General features: G+C 71.2%; 15 protein-coding genes. 5 read left to right on the plus strand and 10 right to left on the minus strand.

The window, feature by feature from the left end; genetic code table 11:
- Positions 1-25: 25 nt before the first annotated feature.
- A complete protein-coding gene (gene miaB, locus ABZ780_RS10730; RefSeq protein WP_357012246.1) occupies positions 26-1,540 on the minus strand; it encodes a tRNA (N6-isopentenyl adenosine(37)-C2)-methylthiotransferase MiaB in 1,515 nt (504 codons plus the stop codon).
- Between the two features lie 55 nt (positions 1,541-1,595).
- Between miaB and ABZ780_RS10735 the strand changes: the two genes are divergently transcribed.
- The gene (locus ABZ780_RS10735; RefSeq protein WP_357012244.1) at positions 1,596-1,850 is read left to right on the plus strand and encodes a DUF2277 family protein; all 255 of its coding nucleotides are present in this window, start codon (positions 1,596-1,598) and stop codon (positions 1,848-1,850) included.
- Between the two features lie 46 nt (positions 1,851-1,896).
- On the opposite strand, the gene ABZ780_RS10740 is transcribed toward ABZ780_RS10735, so the two are convergent.
- Both ABZ780_RS10740 and selD read right to left on the minus strand, forming a co-directional pair.
- Positions 1,897-2,376, minus strand: a complete 480-nt coding sequence (locus ABZ780_RS10740) for a hypothetical protein (protein ID WP_357012241.1) — start codon at positions 2,374-2,376, stop codon at positions 1,897-1,899.
- Positions 2,377-2,602: 226 nt separating this feature from the next.
- On the minus strand, positions 2,603-3,592 hold the full coding sequence (selD, locus tag ABZ780_RS10745) for a selenide, water dikinase SelD (RefSeq protein ID WP_357012238.1): 990 nt from the start codon (positions 3,590-3,592) through the stop codon (positions 2,603-2,605).
- A gap of 193 nt (positions 3,593-3,785) precedes the next feature.
- Here selD and ABZ780_RS10750 point away from each other — a divergent pair, with 193 nt between their 5' ends.
- Genes ABZ780_RS10750 through ABZ780_RS10765 form a run of 4 tightly spaced genes read left to right on the plus strand, consistent with a single transcriptional unit; the run spans position 3,786 to position 7,186 of the window.
- Positions 3,786-4,541 carry an amino acid ABC transporter ATP-binding protein gene (locus ABZ780_RS10750; protein ID WP_357012236.1) on the plus strand — a complete coding sequence of 252 codons (756 nt, stop codon included), beginning with the start codon at positions 3,786-3,788 and terminating at the stop codon, positions 4,539-4,541.
- A gap of 57 nt (positions 4,542-4,598) precedes the next feature.
- Entirely contained in the window at positions 4,599-5,477 is an 879-nt protein-coding gene (locus ABZ780_RS10755; RefSeq protein ID WP_357012234.1) for a glutamate ABC transporter substrate-binding protein, read from the plus strand.
- 36 nt (positions 5,478-5,513) lie between these two features.
- Complete coding sequence (locus tag ABZ780_RS10760; RefSeq protein WP_357012231.1) at positions 5,514-6,221, plus strand: amino acid ABC transporter permease; 708 nt, start codon at positions 5,514-5,516, stop codon at positions 6,219-6,221.
- Positions 6,218-7,186, plus strand: coding sequence for an amino acid ABC transporter permease (locus ABZ780_RS10765; RefSeq protein WP_357012228.1), 969 nt, complete (start codon positions 6,218-6,220; stop codon positions 7,184-7,186). Before ABZ780_RS10760 ends, ABZ780_RS10765 begins: the two co-directional genes overlap by 4 nt.
- A 174-nt stretch (positions 7,187-7,360) precedes the next feature.
- Here ABZ780_RS10765 and rny read toward each other — a convergent pair whose 3' ends face one another.
- The 7 genes from rny to ABZ780_RS10800 form a co-directional block, all read right to left on the minus strand.
- Positions 7,361-9,127, minus strand: coding sequence for a ribonuclease Y (rny, locus tag ABZ780_RS10770; RefSeq protein WP_357485607.1), 1,767 nt, complete (start codon positions 9,125-9,127; stop codon positions 7,361-7,363).
- 546 nt (positions 9,128-9,673) lie between these two features.
- Positions 9,674-10,372: a regulatory protein RecX gene (locus tag ABZ780_RS10775; protein ID WP_357485609.1), complete on the minus strand. Its 699-nt coding sequence runs from the start codon at positions 10,370-10,372 to the stop codon at positions 9,674-9,676.
- A 16-nt stretch (positions 10,373-10,388) separates the two neighbouring features.
- Positions 10,389-11,435, minus strand: a complete 1,047-nt coding sequence (recA, locus tag ABZ780_RS10780; RefSeq protein ID WP_357012219.1) for a recombinase RecA — start codon at positions 11,433-11,435, stop codon at positions 10,389-10,391.
- A gap of 185 nt (positions 11,436-11,620) precedes the next feature.
- Positions 11,621-11,821, minus strand: coding sequence for a DUF3046 domain-containing protein (locus tag ABZ780_RS10785; RefSeq protein WP_355167865.1), 201 nt, complete (start codon positions 11,819-11,821; stop codon positions 11,621-11,623).
- Positions 11,822-11,825: 4 nt separating this feature from the next.
- A complete protein-coding gene (locus tag ABZ780_RS10790; RefSeq protein ID WP_357485610.1) occupies positions 11,826-13,259 on the minus strand; it encodes an MFS transporter in 1,434 nt (477 codons plus the stop codon).
- Between the two features lie 65 nt (positions 13,260-13,324).
- The gene (locus tag ABZ780_RS10795) at positions 13,325-14,023 is read right to left on the minus strand and encodes a UdgX family uracil-DNA binding protein (protein ID WP_357485612.1); all 699 of its coding nucleotides are present in this window, start codon (positions 14,021-14,023) and stop codon (positions 13,325-13,327) included.
- A 346-nt stretch (positions 14,024-14,369) separates the two neighbouring features.
- A complete protein-coding gene (locus tag ABZ780_RS10800; protein WP_357485614.1) occupies positions 14,370-15,710 on the minus strand; it encodes an aminotransferase class I/II-fold pyridoxal phosphate-dependent enzyme in 1,341 nt (446 codons plus the stop codon).
- Between the last annotated feature and the right edge of the window lie 16 nt (positions 15,711-15,726).

The following is a 15,726-nucleotide window of genomic DNA, read 5'->3' on the forward strand; positions in this document are numbered from 1 at the left end:
GCCGACGGCGACAGGGGGCCCCTGCTCAGTGGGCGGCGCAGCCACCGGTGGTCGCGGCCGCGACCACCGGAGCGCCGATCGTGGGCAGACCGAGCAACACCCCGGGGGTACGCGGGGAGCGGCCCGCCTCTGCGGCGTCGCCGGCCCGGGTGCGGCGGTGCGCCACCGGCGCCCCGTCGGCGTTGAGGTGGTGCGGCGCGGCGTACGTGATCGTGGTGTGCACGATGTCCCCCGGCCGGATCTGGCCGGCAAGCGACTCCCCGCCGGGGGCCTCGGTCGCGAAGTGCACCAGTCGACCGTCGCGGGCCCGGCCGGACATCCGCCCGGTCCGCTCGTCCTTGCGGCCCTCACCGACCGCGACCAGCACCTCGACGGTCTCCCCCACCAGGCGCTTGTTCTCCGCCCAGGTGATCTCCTCCACGGTGGCGATCAACCGCTCGTAGCGCTCCTGCACGACCTGCTTGGGCAGCTGGCCGTCCATGGTCGCGGCCGGGGTGCCGGGGCGCTTCGAGTACTGGAAGGTGAAGGCCGACGAGAACCGGGCCTCGCGGACCACGTCCAGGGTGCGCTGGAAGTCGGCCTCGGTCTCGCCGGGGAAGCCGACGATGATGTCGGTGGTGATCGCCGCATCCGGCATCGCCGCCCGGACCTTCTCGATGATCCCCAGGTAGCGCTCGGAGCGGTACGACCGGCGCATCGCCCGGAGCACGTCGTCGGAGCCGGACTGCAACGGCATGTGCAGCGAGTGGCAGACGTTCGGCGTCTCGGCCATCGCCGCGATCACGTCGTCGGTGAAGTCCTTCGGATGCGGGCTGGTGAACCGGACCCGCTCCAGCCCGTCGATGTCGCCGCACGCGCGCAGCAGCTTGCCGAACGCGTACCGGTCGCCGAACTCGACGCCGTAGGAGTTGACGTTCTGCCCGAGCAGCGTCACCTCCAGCACGCCCTCGTCGACCAGGGCGCGCACCTCGGAGAGGATGTCGCCGGGGCGGCGGTCCTTCTCCTTGCCGCGCAGGGAGGGCACGATACAGAACGTGCAGGTGTTGTTGCAGCCCACCGAGATCGAGACCCAGCCGGCGTACGTGGACTCGCGGCGGGTCGGCAACGTGGACGGGAAGACGTCCAGCGACTCCAGGATCTCCACCTCGGCGGCGGCGTTGTGCCGGGCCCGCTCCAGCAGCACCGGCAACGCCCCGATGTTGTGCGTGCCGAACACGACGTCCACCCAGGGCGCCTTGCGGACGATCTCGCCGCGGTCCTTCTGGGCCAGGCAGCCCCCGACGGCGATCTGCATGCCGGGGTGCTTGTCCTTCACGGGGCGCAGATGACCGAGGTTGCCGTAGAGGCGGTTGTCGGCGTTCTCCCGCACCGCGCAGGTGTTGAAGACGACGACGTCTGCGGTGTCGTCGGCCTGGGGCGCACGCACGTAGCCGGCCTGTTCGAGCAGGCCGGAGATGCGCTCGGAGTCGTGCACGTTCATCTGGCAGCCGTAGGTGCGCACCTGGTAGGTGCGCGGGCTGCCCGCCGCTGCGGTAGTCATGACCCGGACAGCGTATCCGGGTCGGCCGGATCCCCCGAACCGAGGAGCAACCGATATGTGTCGGAGCATCAAGACGTTGCGTGAGCCGTTCACCCCGCAGGTGACCGACGCGGACATCGAGGCGGCGGCGTTGCAGTACGTCCGGAAGATCTCAGGCTTCCGGGCGCCCGCCGCGCACAACGCCGCCGCGTTCGACGCCGCGGTGGCCGCCGTCGCCGAGGCCACCCGCACCATGCTCGACCAGTTGGTGGTCCGGGGCGCCGCACCGGCCGCCGTCGCCGACCAGCCGGCCGCCGCCGCTCACAGCTGAGCGCCCCGGCACCCGGCGCTGGCCCGCACCGAGCGGGCCCGCCCGGTCAGGCCGCGGCGAGAGCCGGGGCGACCGTGTCGGGCGCCCAGCGCGAGCGGTGACACTGCGACCAGCCCCGGCAGCCCGGGTCGGCGAGGGTGCAGAGCCGCTGGCCGCTGAGCACCTCACCGTCGTCGGTTTCCCGCACGTCGAAGTGCACCGGGCGGACCGTGCCGTCCGGGGCGACGAGCAGGTGCCGGCCGGCGTCGAGCGTGTCGTCGCGCAGCAGGCAGTTGCGGTCCAGCAGACGGGCCAGCGCGGCGATGCTGGCGTGCTCGGCGAGCTGCTCGGGCACCCCGTAGCAGTCGACCACCGTCGCGAACTCGCCCGGCGCCTGCCAGACGTCGCACACCACCGCGTACGCCGGCAGCCGGGCCGGGTCGGCCACGGCCAACGGCATCACCACCCGACCGAGTGCCTCGGCCAGCGCCGGGTAGACCTCAACGGGTCGCACCCGGTCGATTCTCCAGTTCCACAGCTCGGTCATTCCGCCTCCTCGCTGCGTTCGTCCCACCGGCCTCCGGATCGGGCCTTACTGACGATGGTGGGGGGCATTTGACCCCAGCCGGGGGCAAGTTACCGGTCTGTGACCATTCCGGACCAAATTTCCCTGAGCAGCATTGCTCTGAGTAGCGGGAAGGTGACAGTTTATCGGGTATGGTGCGCGATCCCCACCACCGCCACCCCGTGTTCGGCGACGGCCGCCGAGAGGGTCACCGCAGGACGACGAGGTGCTCGCTGCGGGGCAACAACTCGCCCACCACGGGCGCGCCGGGCACCTCGCCAGCCACCAGCAGGCCGCCGGAGGTCTGCGCGTCGGCCAGCAGCAACCGCTCGTCCTCGCCCACGGCACCGAAATCGGTCCACGGGGTGACCCACTCCAGGTTGCGCCGGCTGCCGCCGCTGACGTACCCGTCGCGCAGCGCCTCCCGGGCGCCGGCCAGGTAGGGCACCCGGGCCGTGTCGATCGCGACCGTCAGCCGGCTGGCGCGGGCCAGCTTCGAGGCGTGCCCGAGCAGACCGAACCCGGTCACGTCGGTGCCGCAGCGGATGCCGGCGGCCACCGCCGCCCGGGAGGCGTCGCGGTTCAGCGCGCTCATCGTCGCCACGGCCTCCGGGAAGCTCTCGCCAGTGGTCTTGTGCCGGGTGTTGAGCACGCCCACCCCGAGCGGCTTGGTCAGCGACAGCGGCACCCCGGCCCGGCCGGCGTCGAGGGTGATCAGCTCCTCCGGTCGGACCGTGCCGGTGACCGCGAGGCCGTACTTCGGGCCATCGTCGTCCACGCTGTGCCCGCCGGCCAGGTGGCAGCCGGCCTCCCGGGCCACGTCCTGACCACCGCGCAGCACCTCGCCGGCCAACTCCATCGGCAGCACGTCGCGCGGCCAGCAGAGCAGGTTGAGCGCGACCAGCGGGACGCCGCCCATCGCGTACACGTCGGAGAGCGCGTTGGCCGCGGCGATCCGACCCCAGTCGTACGCGTCGTCGACGACCGGGGTGAAGAAGTCCGCGGTGCTGACCAGGCCGGTCCGCTCGTCCAGTCGGACCACTGCCGCGTCGTCGCCGTGGTCCAGACCGACGAGCAGCTCGGCGGTGCCCGTGGCCGGGCCGAGCCCCGCCACCATGATCTCCAGCTCGCCCGGGGGGATCTTGCAGGCGCAGCCCCCACCGCGGGCGTAACGGGTCAACCTCACCGGTTCTGTCATCTCACTATGATCTCGGTTACGCGCTGCCGCCGCCACGAGCGCTGTCACCGGTGACCGAAATTGAATCCGGGGCCACGAGTCGGCCCGGTGTTACCGCTCCGTGACCAACTGGGTTGCGTTCCGCCACGTCAGGCCGCCTACAGTTGCCCAACCAGGGGTCATCCGGCCCCGATCCGGGAGACGACAGGGGACGGTGGACGACGTGACGACGGGCGAACCGCTCATCGTGCTGGACGCGGTCAACAAGTGGTTCGGACCGCTGCACGTGCTGGACAACGTCTCGTTGTCGGTGGGTCGGGGCGAGGTGGTCGTGGTGATCGGCCCGTCCGGCTCCGGCAAGTCGACGTTGTGCCGCACCATCAACCGACTGGAACCAATCAACTCCGGCACCATCATCTTCGACGGTCAGCCGCTGCCGGCCGAGGGCAAGCCCCTCGCGAAGCTGCGCAGCGAAGTGGGCATGGTCTTCCAGTCCTTCAACCTCTTCGCCCACAAGACCATCCTCGAGAACGTCACTCTCGGCCCGGTCAAGGTCCGCAAGGAGAAGCCGGCAGCCGCCCGCGAGCGCGGCCTCGCCCTGCTCGACCGGGTCGGCATCGCCAACCAGGCGGACAAGTTCCCGGCCCAGCTCTCCGGTGGGCAGCAGCAGCGGGTGGCCATCGCCCGGGCGCTGGCCATGCAGCCCAAGGCGATGCTCTTCGACGAGCCGACCAGCGCCCTGGACCCGGAGATGGTCGGCGAGGTGCTCGACGTGATGACCTCACTGGCCAGCGACGGCATGACGATGGTCGTGGTCACCCACGAGATGGGCTTCGCCCGGCATGCCGCGAACCGGGTCATCTTTATGGCCGACGGGCAGTTGGTCGAGGACGCCCCACCAGCGGAGTTCTTCGCCAACCCGCGCAGCGAGCGGGCCAAGGACTTCCTCTCCAAGATCCTCACGCACTAGGCGTCCGTAGTGGAGCGCGCCGTCCCCCGGTGGGCTCCGTCGAAGAAGGAGAAGAATATGCGTATTACGCGCGTTGCGGCAATCGCCGCTGTCGCCGCTCTGGCGCTCGGCCTCACCGCCTGCGGTGGCGACGACGACGGGGAGGGCACCGGCTCTAGCAGCAAGTCCTTCGCCGCCGGCAGCACCATGGAGAAGCTGAACAAGGCCCAGAAGATCAAGGTCGGCACCAAGTTCGACCAGCCTGGCTTCGGCCAGAAGGGCCTGTCGGGCAAGCCGGAGGGCTTCGACGTCGAGATCGCCAAGATCATCGCCAAGGAGCTCGGCATCTCCGAGGACAAGATCGAGTGGGTCGAGGCCCCCTCGAAGGTCCGCGAGGACGTCATCGTCAACGACACGGTCGACCTGGTCGCCGCGACCTACACGATCAACGACAAGCGCAAGGAGCGCATCGCCTTCGCCGGGCCGTACTACGAGGCTGGCCAGAACGTCATGGTGAAGAAGGACGACACCACGATCACCGGCCCGGACTCGTTCAAGGACGGCACCAAGAAGGTCTGCTCGGTCACCGGCTCCACCCCGGCCGAGGAGATCAAGAAGTACGTCAAGGACGTCGGCTCGCAGCTGGTGCTCTTCGACACCTACGACAAGTGCCGCGACGCCCTCAAGGGCGGCCAGGTCGACGCCGTGACCACGGACAACGTGATCCTGCTCGGCTACATCGCCAAGGACGAGGCGTCCTTCAAGCTGGCCGGCGCCAACTTCACCAAGGAGCCGTACGGCATCGGTGTGAAGAAGGACGACGCGGACTTCCGCAGCTTCATCAACGACACGCTGGACAAGGCTGTCGCCGACGGTAGCTGGAAGAAGGCCTGGGACGACACCGCCGGCAAGTTCGGCGCCGAGCTGGGCTCCGCGCCCACCATCAACCGCTACTGATCCTTCGATCTGGAGGGTGGGGAGGAACACCGACCCGTGAACGTGCTCATCGACAAGTTCGACGTCTTTGCGGGTGGTTTCTGGCTCACCCTCCAGATCTGCGTACTCGCCGCGATCGGTGCCCTCATCCTGGGCGCCATCGTGGCGGTGCTCCGCATCTCGCCGGTGCCGCCGCTACGCGCGCTCGGCACCAGTTACGTCAACATCTTCCGCAACCTGCCGCTGACCGTGGTGATGTTCTTCGCCGCGTTCGGTCTGCCGGCGCTCGGCTCCAACGCGGACTTCCTCCGCATCCCGGTGATCGACTCGTTGTTCACCCGACTCGGCACCGACCTGCCGTACTTCCGGTTCGCGCTGATCGCCCTGGTGCTGTACACGGCGGCGTTCGTCTGTGAGGCGCTGCGGTCCGGCGTCAACGCGGTGCCCCCCGGCCAGGCGGAGGCCGCGCGTTCGCTGGGCCTGACCTTCGGGCAGAACCTGCGCTACGTGGTGCTGCCGCAGTCCTGGAAGGCCTCCATCGTGCCGCTCGGCTCGGTGATCATCGCGATGATCAAGAACTCGGCGCTGGCCGGCTTCTTCGGGGTCGTCGGCGATCTGTCGGCCACGGCCGACCAGCTCACCGGAGCCGAGGGCTACGCCTTCGTCCCGGTCGCCATCGGCATCTCGATCGGCTACCTGATCATGACGGTGCCGCTCGGCACCCTGCTGGACCGGATCGAGAAGCGACAGGCGGTGGCCCGATGAGTCAGCAGACAAGCGTCCTCTACGACGTTCCCGGGCCCCGACAGCAGCGGATCACGCTGATCAGCAGCATCGCCGCCGGGCTGGCCCTGCTCGTCGGGGCGTACTTCCTGATCTACCGACCACTGGACGAGAAGGGCCAGTTGTCGATGGAGTTGTGGGGTCCGCTCATCGACCCCTCCAACGAGAACTTCTCCGCGGTATGGGAGCGGATCGGCCTCGGCTTCAAGAACACCCTGATCGCGGCGGTGATGGCCATCGTGGCCTCGCTGGTGGTCGGCACGCTGTTGGCGATGTTGCGGATCCAGCTCAAGAGCCTGACCGGCCGCAAGTTCACCGGGCTCGCCACTCCGCTGGCGTACCTGTTGCGAGGGCTGAGCACGCTGCTCTCAGCGGTCACCAGGGTCTGCGTCGAAGTGTTCCGCGGCCTGCCGGTCGTGATCACCATCTTCTTCGTGGCCCGTGGCTTTCCCGAGTTCGGCATCGCCTTCGACAACCTCTGGTACTTGGTCATCGGTCTCACGATCTACAACTCCGTGGTGATCGGCGAGATCCTGCGCTCGGGCATGGAGGGTCTGCCCGGCGGGCAGCGCGAGGCCGCCGCCGCGCTCGGCCTCTCACCGTTCCAGTCGACCCGGATGATCCTCCTGCCGCAGGCATTCCGGATCATGCTGCCAGCGCTGATCAGTCAGCTGGTGGTGGTGTTGAAGGACACCTCACTCGGCTTCATCATCAGCTACGAGGAGACGCTGAACATCGGCAAGCAGATCATCGGCGCGCTGGGCAACCCCATCCAGGTCTACGTCGTGATCGCCGTTCTCTTCATCGTGGTGAACTACTCGCTGTCGAAGCTCGCGCAGTACGTCCAGCGCCGGCTCGCCCAGGGTCGCAAGACCGCGGACACCCCGGCACAGAACCCGCCGCCCGCGGCACTGATGTCCCAGGCCGAGGGTGCCGGCGGCGTCTGACACCCCGCTCGCAGCACAGAGGGCCAGCCCGGCGTTCGGGCTGGCCCTCTGTCCATCTCCCAGAGCATCAGCGAGCAGCGCACCGCGAATCCTCTGTCTCGCCGTCGCGGGGGTCCGCACGGCGCTGGCCGCGCGATCCGCCCGTCGACCAGGCCGGGCCGACGGTGTCGTGGATCAGCGGGCGATCTCGGTGACCCGGGACTCGCGGACCACGGTGACCCGGATCTGACCCGGGTAGGTCAGCTCCTCCTCGATCTGCTTGGCCACGTCCCGGGCCAGCACGGCCGCCCCGATGTCGTCCACGTCGTCCGGCTTGACCATCACCCGGATCTCCCGGCCGGCCTGCATGGCGAAGACCTTGTCCACGCCGAGCTTGCCGGCCGCGATCTCCTCGATCCGCTCCAGCCGCTTGACGTACGCCTCAAGGCTCTCCCGGCGCGCACCCGGCCGACCGCCGGAACAGGCGTCGGACGCCTGGGTCAGCACGGCCTCGATGGTCTGCGGCGGCACCTCGTTGTGGTGCGCCTCGATGGCGTGCACCACGTCCTCGTGCTCGCCGTACTTGCGGGCCAGGTCGGCGCCGATGATGGCGTGGCTGCCCTCCACCTCGTGGGTAAGCGCCTTGCCGATGTCGTGCAGGAATGCCGACCGCTTGATGGTGGGCACATCCAGCCGCAGCTCGGCCGCCATGATGCCGGCGATGTGCGCGGTCTCGACCAGGTGCTTGAGCACGTTCTGCCCGTACGACGTGCGGTAGCGCAGGCGACCCAGCAGGGTGACCAACTCCGGGTGGATCTCGGTGATGCCGACCTCGACCAGCGCGTCCTCGGCGGCGCGGAGGCAGAGCTGCTCCACCTCCTGACGGGCCAGGTCGTAGACCTCCTCGATCCGGTGCGGGTGGATCCGCCCGTCCAGCACGAGCTTCTCCAGGGTGAGCCGGCCGACCTCCCGGCGTACCGGGTCGAAGCAGGAGAGCAGCACCGCCTCGGGGGTGTCGTCGATGATCAGGTTGACCCCGGTCACCGACTCGAAGGCGCGGATGTTGCGCCCCTCCCGACCGATGATCCGGCCCTTCATCTCGTCACCGGGAAGGTGCAGGACGCTGACCACGCTCTCGGCGGTCTGCTCGCTGGCGACCCGCTGGATCGCGTCCACGACGATGTGCCGGGCCCGCTGCTCGGCGGTGTTGCGGGCGTCGGACTCGATGTCCCGCACCAGCAGCGCCGCCTCCCGCTTGGCGGACGTCTCGATCACCTCGATCAGCTCCAGCCGGGCCGCGTCGGCGGTGAGGCCGGCCACCCGTTCCAGCTCCCGGCGGCGCAGCTCCTCCGCCTCGGCCAGCTCGGCCTCGCGCTGGGTGACAGCCGACTCCCGAGCCGCGAGGGCGGCGCTCGCCGCGGTGAGTTGCCGCTCCCGCTCGGCGAACCGCTCCACCTCCTCGGTGTGCAGGCGTTCCCGCTCGTCCATCCGCGCCGCCCGGCGCTCCACCTCGGCGGCCTGCTCGCGAGTGGTGGCGGCGAGGACCGCGACCTCCCGCTCGCCGCTGCGGCGGGCCGTCGTACGCAGTTGCTCGGCGTCCGCCTCGGCCTGCTTGTGCGCCCGTTCCAGCACGGTGTCCGCCTCGGCGCGGGCGTCGTCGAGCATCCGTCGGGCCTCGGCCCGGGCCGCCTTCGCCTCGGCCGTCGCCGCCGCCGCCTCGGTACGCGCGGCGGCAGCCGCCGACTTCGCCACGTCGATCGTGCTGTTCGCCTGGTCCGCCGCGTTGCGCAGGGCGGCCAGCGACTGCTCCTGACGGTCCTTCTCGGCGATGAAGGCCGGATCCTCCGGGGCCGGTGCCGCACCCATCCGGCGCAGCGTCCGGACGCCGACCAGCACGGCCACGACCACCACCACGGCGAGGATCAGGACGGCCGCGAGGAGCACGACGTCGAGGGCGTTCATGCCGGGACCCCGTTGGGTCTACCGGTGAACCTGTGCCGCCGCCCCGTCATGGCCGCCTCCCCTGAACGTCAAGACCGCAGCGAATGTGCCATAGGCACACTCCTGCGGCTGTGGACGCCCGACCGGAGCGGCTGGCCGTGGGTAGCTCTCTCCGCCGGCGGTGCCCGCAGGCAACGTCGGCGACCGGGTGCAGTTGTCGCGGCGTCCCGGACCGGCCTGTCCGGAACTGCCGCCATAGGCCGCGGAGTCGGCCAAAGTGATGCTGTTCTGTTACGCGATCTATGTTGTGGACTTAGCCTGCGTTGGTCGGGCAATGTGAGCCTGTATGGCGAGGCTAGGTCTCCGGGGGTGGTCTGGTCAAGGACTCATGATCAAACCCCCCGAACGGAGAGAAGTTGCGGCGTCACCTAAAGCAATTGCGGTGTCGGATACGCCCGGACAAACGCGGCGAGACGACGGCCCCGATCCGAGCGTCGTGCCTGTTCAGCAGGGACGACGCCGGACGCTGAGCCGGCTATGTGACACCACGACGGCGCGCACCACCGCTTACTCCACCGGACGGCTGTCGCGATCCAGCTCACCTTCGGCGTCGGCGAGCGCGTCGGCGTCGATCTGCTCGGCGAACTCGGCCGCCTCGGCGCTCTGCGCGGCCAGCGCGTCCTTCACCGCCCGGATCGCCACACCGGGCGGGTAACCCTTGCGGGCCAGCATCCCCACCAGCCGGCGGAAAACCGCGTCGGGCTCACCCCGGGCGGTCCGCAGTTTGCGGTCCACCAGGGCGCGGGCGGTCTCCGCCTCGGTCTCCTCGTCCAGCTCACCCAGCGCCTCGGTGGCCACCTCGCCGTCCACGCCCTTGCGGCGCAGCTCGTTGGCGAGCGCCCGGCGGGCCAGGCCACGCCCAGCGTGCCGACTGGACACCCAGGCGCGGGCGAACGCGGCGTCGTCGATGATGCCGACGTCGTCATACCGGTCGAGGACCTCGGCCGACACCTGCTCGGAGATGCCCCGCTTGGCCAGCGCCCCGGCCAACTCGGCCCGGGTGCGGGGCCGGACGGCGAGCTGGCGCAGGCAGATCTCCCGGGCCACCTCGGACTCGTCGCGCGGCGGCGCCGAGGGCTCGGCGGCGTCACCCTCCTGGGGGCGGCCCCGGCGGCCCTGACGGGGGCGGGGTGGATCGCTGGCGTCGCCCGCACGGGGTGGGCTGGCATCCCAGCCCCGCCCCGTACGAGCGCGTCGTCCTGCCATCTGGGTCAGCGACCGGTCAGAAGTCGACCGGCGGCAGCTCCGGGCCACCGGCGGCGTCACTCGCGCCGACACCGACGCCGAGCTTCTCCAGGATCTTCTTCTCGATCTCGGCCGCCACGTCCGGGTTTTCCTTCAGGAACTCCCGGGCCTTCTCCTTGCCCTGGCCGAGCTGGTCACCGTCGTACGTGTACCACGCGCCGGACTTGCGGATGATCGCCTGCTCCACGCCGACGTCGATCAGCGAGCCCTCGCGCGAGATGCCCTTGCCGTACATGATGTCGAACTCGGCCTGCTTGAACGGCGCGGCCACCTTGTTCTTGACGACCTTGACCCGGGTGCGGTTACCGACCACGTCGGTGCCGTCCTTGAGGCTCTCGATGCGTCGCACGTCGAGCCGGACCGAGGCGTAGAACTTCAGCGCCCGACCACCGGTGGTGGTCTCCGGGCTGCCGAACATCACGCCGATCTTTTCCCGGAGCTGGTTGATGAAGATCGCCGTGGTGCCGGTGTTGCTGAGCACACCGGTGATCTTCCGCAGCGCCTGGCTCATCAGCCGGGCCTGGAGGCCCACGTGGCTGTCGCCCATCTCACCCTCGATCTCGGCGCGCGGCACCAGGGCCGCCACCGAGTCGATCACGATGATGTCGATCGCGCCGGAGCGGATCAGCATGTCTGCGATCTCCAGCGCCTGCTCGCCGGTGTCCGGCTGGGAGACCAGCATCGCGTCGGTGTCGACGCCGAGGGCCTTCGCGTACTCCGGGTCGAGCGCGTGCTCGGCGTCGATGAAGGCCGCGATGCCGCCGGCCCGCTGGGCGCTGGCCACCGCGTGCAGCGCCACCGTGGTCTTACCGCTGGACTCCGGGCCGTAGATCTCGACCACCCGGCCGCGCGGCAGGCCGCCAATGCCGAGCGCGACATCGAGCGCGATGGAGCCGGTCGGGATCACGGCGGTCTGGACGACCGGCCGGTCCCCCAGCCGCATCACCGAGCCCTTGCCGAATTGCTTGTCAATCTGAGCGAGAGCAAGGTCGAGTGCCTTCTCCCGGTCAGGCCCTGCTGCCATGGTTGCCACCCCTGCCTTCGCCGGCGTCTTTGCTGAGCTTCGCGTCACGCGGGACACGCTAGGCGCTAGGTCCGACAGAAAACCAGCCGACGGGCCGCGAGCTGTGGACGAGCACCCCGCTGTGGACAATAGCCGAACAGGTGTACGACTCGACAAGCGACACGCGGAAGCGACGAAAAGGCTGCTCAGCGTAGTCGGGCGGGCACTCGATCGGGGTACGCGGCGCAGACCGCCCGCCACACCACGTGCGTCTGCTGCCCCGACGCCAGTGCCTGCTCGATGGTCCGTCCATCGAGCTGCGACAGCACCTGGTCGCGGGCGATGCTGGCCGCGTAGCCAGGCCCGAACGCCTCTTCCAAGCGCGCCCAGAAGTCGGTCAGCCGCACGTGATCAACCCTCCTCGCCCGGCGCCCCGGTCGGCACCGGGCGCAACGCTAGCGCCACCAGGGGCGCTGTCGCGACCGCCGCGAGCAGGGTGAGCACTGGATATCCGGCCACCTGCATGACAAACCCGCTGGCCACGGCGGCACCGGCACCCGCCAGCCCCATGATCAGGTCGGAGAAGCCCTGGACGCTCGGCCGCACGTCGGCCGACACCGACTCGGAGAGCAGCGTCGAGCCGGCCACCATCGTCCCCGACCAGCCCAGCCCGAGCAGGACCAGACCGACCGAGAGCCGGGGCGTGTGGTGCCCGGCCGTGCCGGCGACCGCGCAGGCGGCCAGCAGCAGCCCGACCCCGCCGAGGATCACCGCCCGCCGACCGAGCCGGTCGGTGAGCCAGCCGACCACCGGGGAGAACGCGTACATGCCGGCGATGTGCAGGCTCAACACGATGCCGACCAGCCGCAGCACGTCGGCGTCGGCGTGCGACTCACCGAGCCGGACCGGGGTCATCGCCATCACCGCCACCATCACCAGGTGACCCACCGCCACGGCGGCGATGCCGAGCCGGGCGGCGGGCTGCCCGCGTACCACCGACCAGGCCGCCCGCATCCCGGCGCCGCGCGGCGGGCGCACCCCGACCGGCGCGGCGGCCGGCGTCGCGCCGTCGACCGGGCCGCCGGCCGCCGGCGCCTCGGCCGCCACGGCGGCGGGCGGCGCAGCGGCGATGGGCGACACAGCAGCTACGGGCGGCACAGCGGCGGCAGGCGGCACAGCGGCGGCGGGCGGGTCGGCGGCCGCGAGACGGCGTGCGGTGAGCAGCGGGTCGGGCCGGAGCAATCCGAGGAGTACGCCGCCAGCCAGCACGAACGCAGCCGCGCTGAACGCGAACGGCCCGGCCAGCGGCGGCAGCCCCCAGCCGGTGGTGACCCGGTCGGCGAGCGCGGCGAAGTTCGGCGCGGCCACCGCGCCGATCGTGGTGGCCCAGATGATCACGGAGAGTTGTCGCCCCCGCCGGGCCGGCTCGGCGAGGTCCACCGCCGTGTAGCGGGCGTGCAGGTTCGCGGCGGTGCCACCGCCGAAGAGCAGCATGCCGAGAAAGAGCAGCGGCACCGACCGGGTGACCGCGGCCAGCACCACGAGCACGCCGCCGACGGCACCGATCGCGTACGCCACGACCAGGCCCGGTCGGCGGCCGTGCCGGGCCATGATCCGGGTGACCGGGATGGCGAGCAGCGCCGCACCGACCACGCCGGCGCTCTGCGCGATGCCGGCCATCGCGGTGCCGGCGATCCGGGCGGCGAGCAACGCGCCGACGGCGATGCCGATGGTCACGCCGACGCCGCCGATGATCTGGGTGCCGAAGAGCAGGCGCAGGGTCCGCCGCTGGATCGGCCCGGCGTCGGGGCGGGCGGTACGCGGCGCGGTCAGGTCGGTGGCCATCAGCGCTCCTCGGGACGGGGGTGGCCCATCCTCGCGTACCCGCGTGGGTTTCGTCGCCCGGCTCACTACAGGGCGCGGGCGGCGACGGTGAGGTCGGCGACCAGACCCTCGTACGCCTTGTCCTGGTCGTCGGCGCGCAGCACCGCCGACGGGTGGATGGTGGCCAGCAGGCGGGCCGGCGGCGCGTCGGCCAGCTTTCCGGCGTTGTCGACCGGCACCCGCTGGAAGTCCTCCGGGTGCTGGGCCGACGCGGGCCAGGGCAGCAACTCGCCCCGTTGCCGGGTGACCCGGAAGGACGGGCCGAGCAGCGCCTTGGCGGCTGTCGCGCCGAGCACCACCACGATCTCCGGACGCAACCGGGCGAACTCGGCGACCAGCCAGGGCCGGCAGGCGGTGATGTGCACCTGGTCGGGGGTCTGGTGGATCCGCCGCTTGCCGCGCACCTGGAAACGGAAGTGTTTTACGGCATTTGTCAGGTAGAGCTGCGCGGGATCGAGCGCGGCGTCGTCGACCGCGCGTCGCAACAGCCGACCGGCGGGGCCGACGAAGGGCAGACCTTTTTGATCTTCCATGTCGCCGGGCTGCTCGCCGACCAGCACCACCCGGGCGCTCTCGTCGCCTCGACCAAAGACCGTCTGCGAGGCGTCCCGATAGAGCTCACACCCCCGACAGCCGCCCGCTGCGGCGCGCAGCTCGCCGATGGTGTCGGCGTCGGGTGGGATGAACCGCTGGGCGCCCGGGGCGCTCCCGGTCTGCTCGGCCATGCCGACTGTTATATACCCGTTCGATGCCGACTGCCGGGTGCGCCCGCCGCTGCGGTGCTGCCGCCCCCGCGTCAGTAACCGCCGCCGCCGCCACCCCCACCCGAAGCCATCGCGATCAGCACGATGACGATGATGACCACCGCCACCGCCACCGCGATCCAGACTCCCTTACGCGCCCCACTCGAAGCCATGACCCCACCTCCGGCGCCCGCATACCCACCCCGTCCGCCCCGAATCATCGCGATCTTGCACTTCCTGCCCTGGCATAGCGCCCATACCGGGCATATCCGCGACACAAAGCGCAAGATCGCGGGGGGTGTGGGGGTGTGGGGGTGGGTGGGTGGGGTCAGGTTGGGAAGCCGGGGGGTGGGGTGGGGTTTGTGGCTTGAGTTAGGGCGGCGGCCAGGGGGGCCAGGTCGGCGGTGGTCAGGGGGCTGACGGTGATGCGGAGGGCGGGTGGGGCGGCGATCCGGTAGAGGGCGCCGGGGGCCACCGCCCAGCCGACGTCGCGCAGCGCGGTGACCGCGCTGGTCTCGTCCGCCACCGGCAGCCAGACGTTGATGCCGCTGCGGCCGTACGCGGTCAGGCCGTGCGCCGCCAGCTCGGCCAGCAGCCCCTCGCGCCGCAGCTCGTAGCTCTGCGCCGCCCGCCGCACCAGCTCGGTGACCGCCGGGTCCCGCCAGAGGGCGAGGACCAGCCGTTGCAGCACGGTGGAGACCCAGCCGGCGCCGACCCGCGTACGGCCGGCCACCCGGGCCACCGTGGTCTCGTCGCCGGTCAGCACCGCCAGTCGCAGGTCCGGGCCGAAGGGCTTGCTCACCGAGCGCAGGAAGGCCCAGCTCTCGGTCGCACCGGCGAGCGGGTGCAGGGGTACGCGGGCCAACTCGGCGGCGTGGTCGTCCTCGATGAGCAGCAGGTCCCGTCGACCGGCGAGCAGCGCCCGCAGCTCCTCGGCGCGGGCGGCGGAGACGGCAGCGCCGGTCGGGTTCTGCGCCCGGCTGGTCACCACCAGCGCGCGGGCGCCGGCGGCCAGTGCGGCGGCCACCCCGGCCGTCAGTGGCCCCTCGTCGTCCAGCGGTACGCCGATCGGGCGCAACCCCAGGGCGGCGACCAGGTCGAGCAGGTTCGCCCAGCCCGGGTCCTCCACCGCCACGGCGTCACCGGGGCGCAGGTGGGCGCCGAGCAGCCGCTCGATGCCGTCCAGCGCACCACCAGTGAGGGTGATCTCCGAGGCTGGCACGCCGTCGGCGTTCAGCCGGGCGCGGGCCGCCTCGGCCAGTTCGGGGAGCACGCCGGCGTGGGAGTAGCCGACCGGAGGGCCGATGTCGGCGCCGAGCGCCGCGAGGTGCGGACCGAGCGGGGGCAGCAGCATGGGGTCGGGCTCACCCCGGGACAGGTCACGGGCGCCGGGCAGCGGCGCGGGGCGCAGTGCGGAGCGGCGGGCGGCCACTGGCGGGCGGGGGCGGACCCGGGTGCCGTGCCGTCCGGCGGTGGCGAGCAGGCCGCGCTGGCGCAGCTCCTGGTAGGTGCGGGCGACGGTGGCCGGGCTGACACCCAGCTCGGCGGCGAGCACCCGGACCGGCGGCAGGGCAGCGCCCGGCGGCAGGGCGCCGGTCCGGATGCCCGACTCGATGCTGGCCGAAATCGCGACGACCGTCGCTCCAGTGAACTGATAGCGTGCTGACACAAACAAGAGATTGTAC

Origin of the sequence: Micromonospora sp. NPDC047467, from assembly GCF_040643095.1 — a bacterium.
In the GTDB taxonomy this organism is placed as follows: Bacteria; Actinomycetota; Actinomycetes; order Mycobacteriales; family Micromonosporaceae; genus Micromonospora.

Coding starts and splice junctions, on each gene's coding strand:
- ABZ780_RS10765 (WP_357012228.1), top strand. CDS start 6,218: ATGAGTCAGCAGACAAGCGTCCTCTACGACGTTCCCGGGCCCCGACAG.
- ABZ780_RS10735 (WP_357012244.1), top strand. CDS start 1,596: ATGTGTCGGAGCATCAAGACGTTGCGTGAGCCGTTCACCCCGCAGGTG.
- ABZ780_RS10740 (WP_357012241.1), bottom strand. CDS start 2,376: ATGACCGAGCTGTGGAACTGGAGAATCGACCGGGTGCGACCCGTTGAG.
- ABZ780_RS10755 (WP_357012234.1), top strand. CDS start 4,599: ATGCGTATTACGCGCGTTGCGGCAATCGCCGCTGTCGCCGCTCTGGCG.
- ABZ780_RS10790 (WP_357485610.1), bottom strand. CDS start 13,259: ATGGCCACCGACCTGACCGCGCCGCGTACCGCCCGCCCCGACGCCGGG.
- ABZ780_RS10795 (WP_357485612.1), bottom strand. CDS start 14,023: ATGGCCGAGCAGACCGGGAGCGCCCCGGGCGCCCAGCGGTTCATCCCA.
- ABZ780_RS10775 (WP_357485609.1), bottom strand. CDS start 10,372: ATGGCAGGACGACGCGCTCGTACGGGGCGGGGCTGGGATGCCAGCCCA.
- rny (WP_357485607.1), bottom strand. CDS start 9,127: ATGAACGCCCTCGACGTCGTGCTCCTCGCGGCCGTCCTGATCCTCGCC.
- selD (WP_357012238.1), bottom strand. CDS start 3,592: ATGACAGAACCGGTGAGGTTGACCCGTTACGCCCGCGGTGGGGGCTGC.
- miaB (WP_357012246.1), bottom strand. CDS start 1,540: ATGACTACCGCAGCGGCGGGCAGCCCGCGCACCTACCAGGTGCGCACC.
- recA (WP_357012219.1), bottom strand. CDS start 11,435: ATGGCAGCAGGGCCTGACCGGGAGAAGGCACTCGACCTTGCTCTCGCT.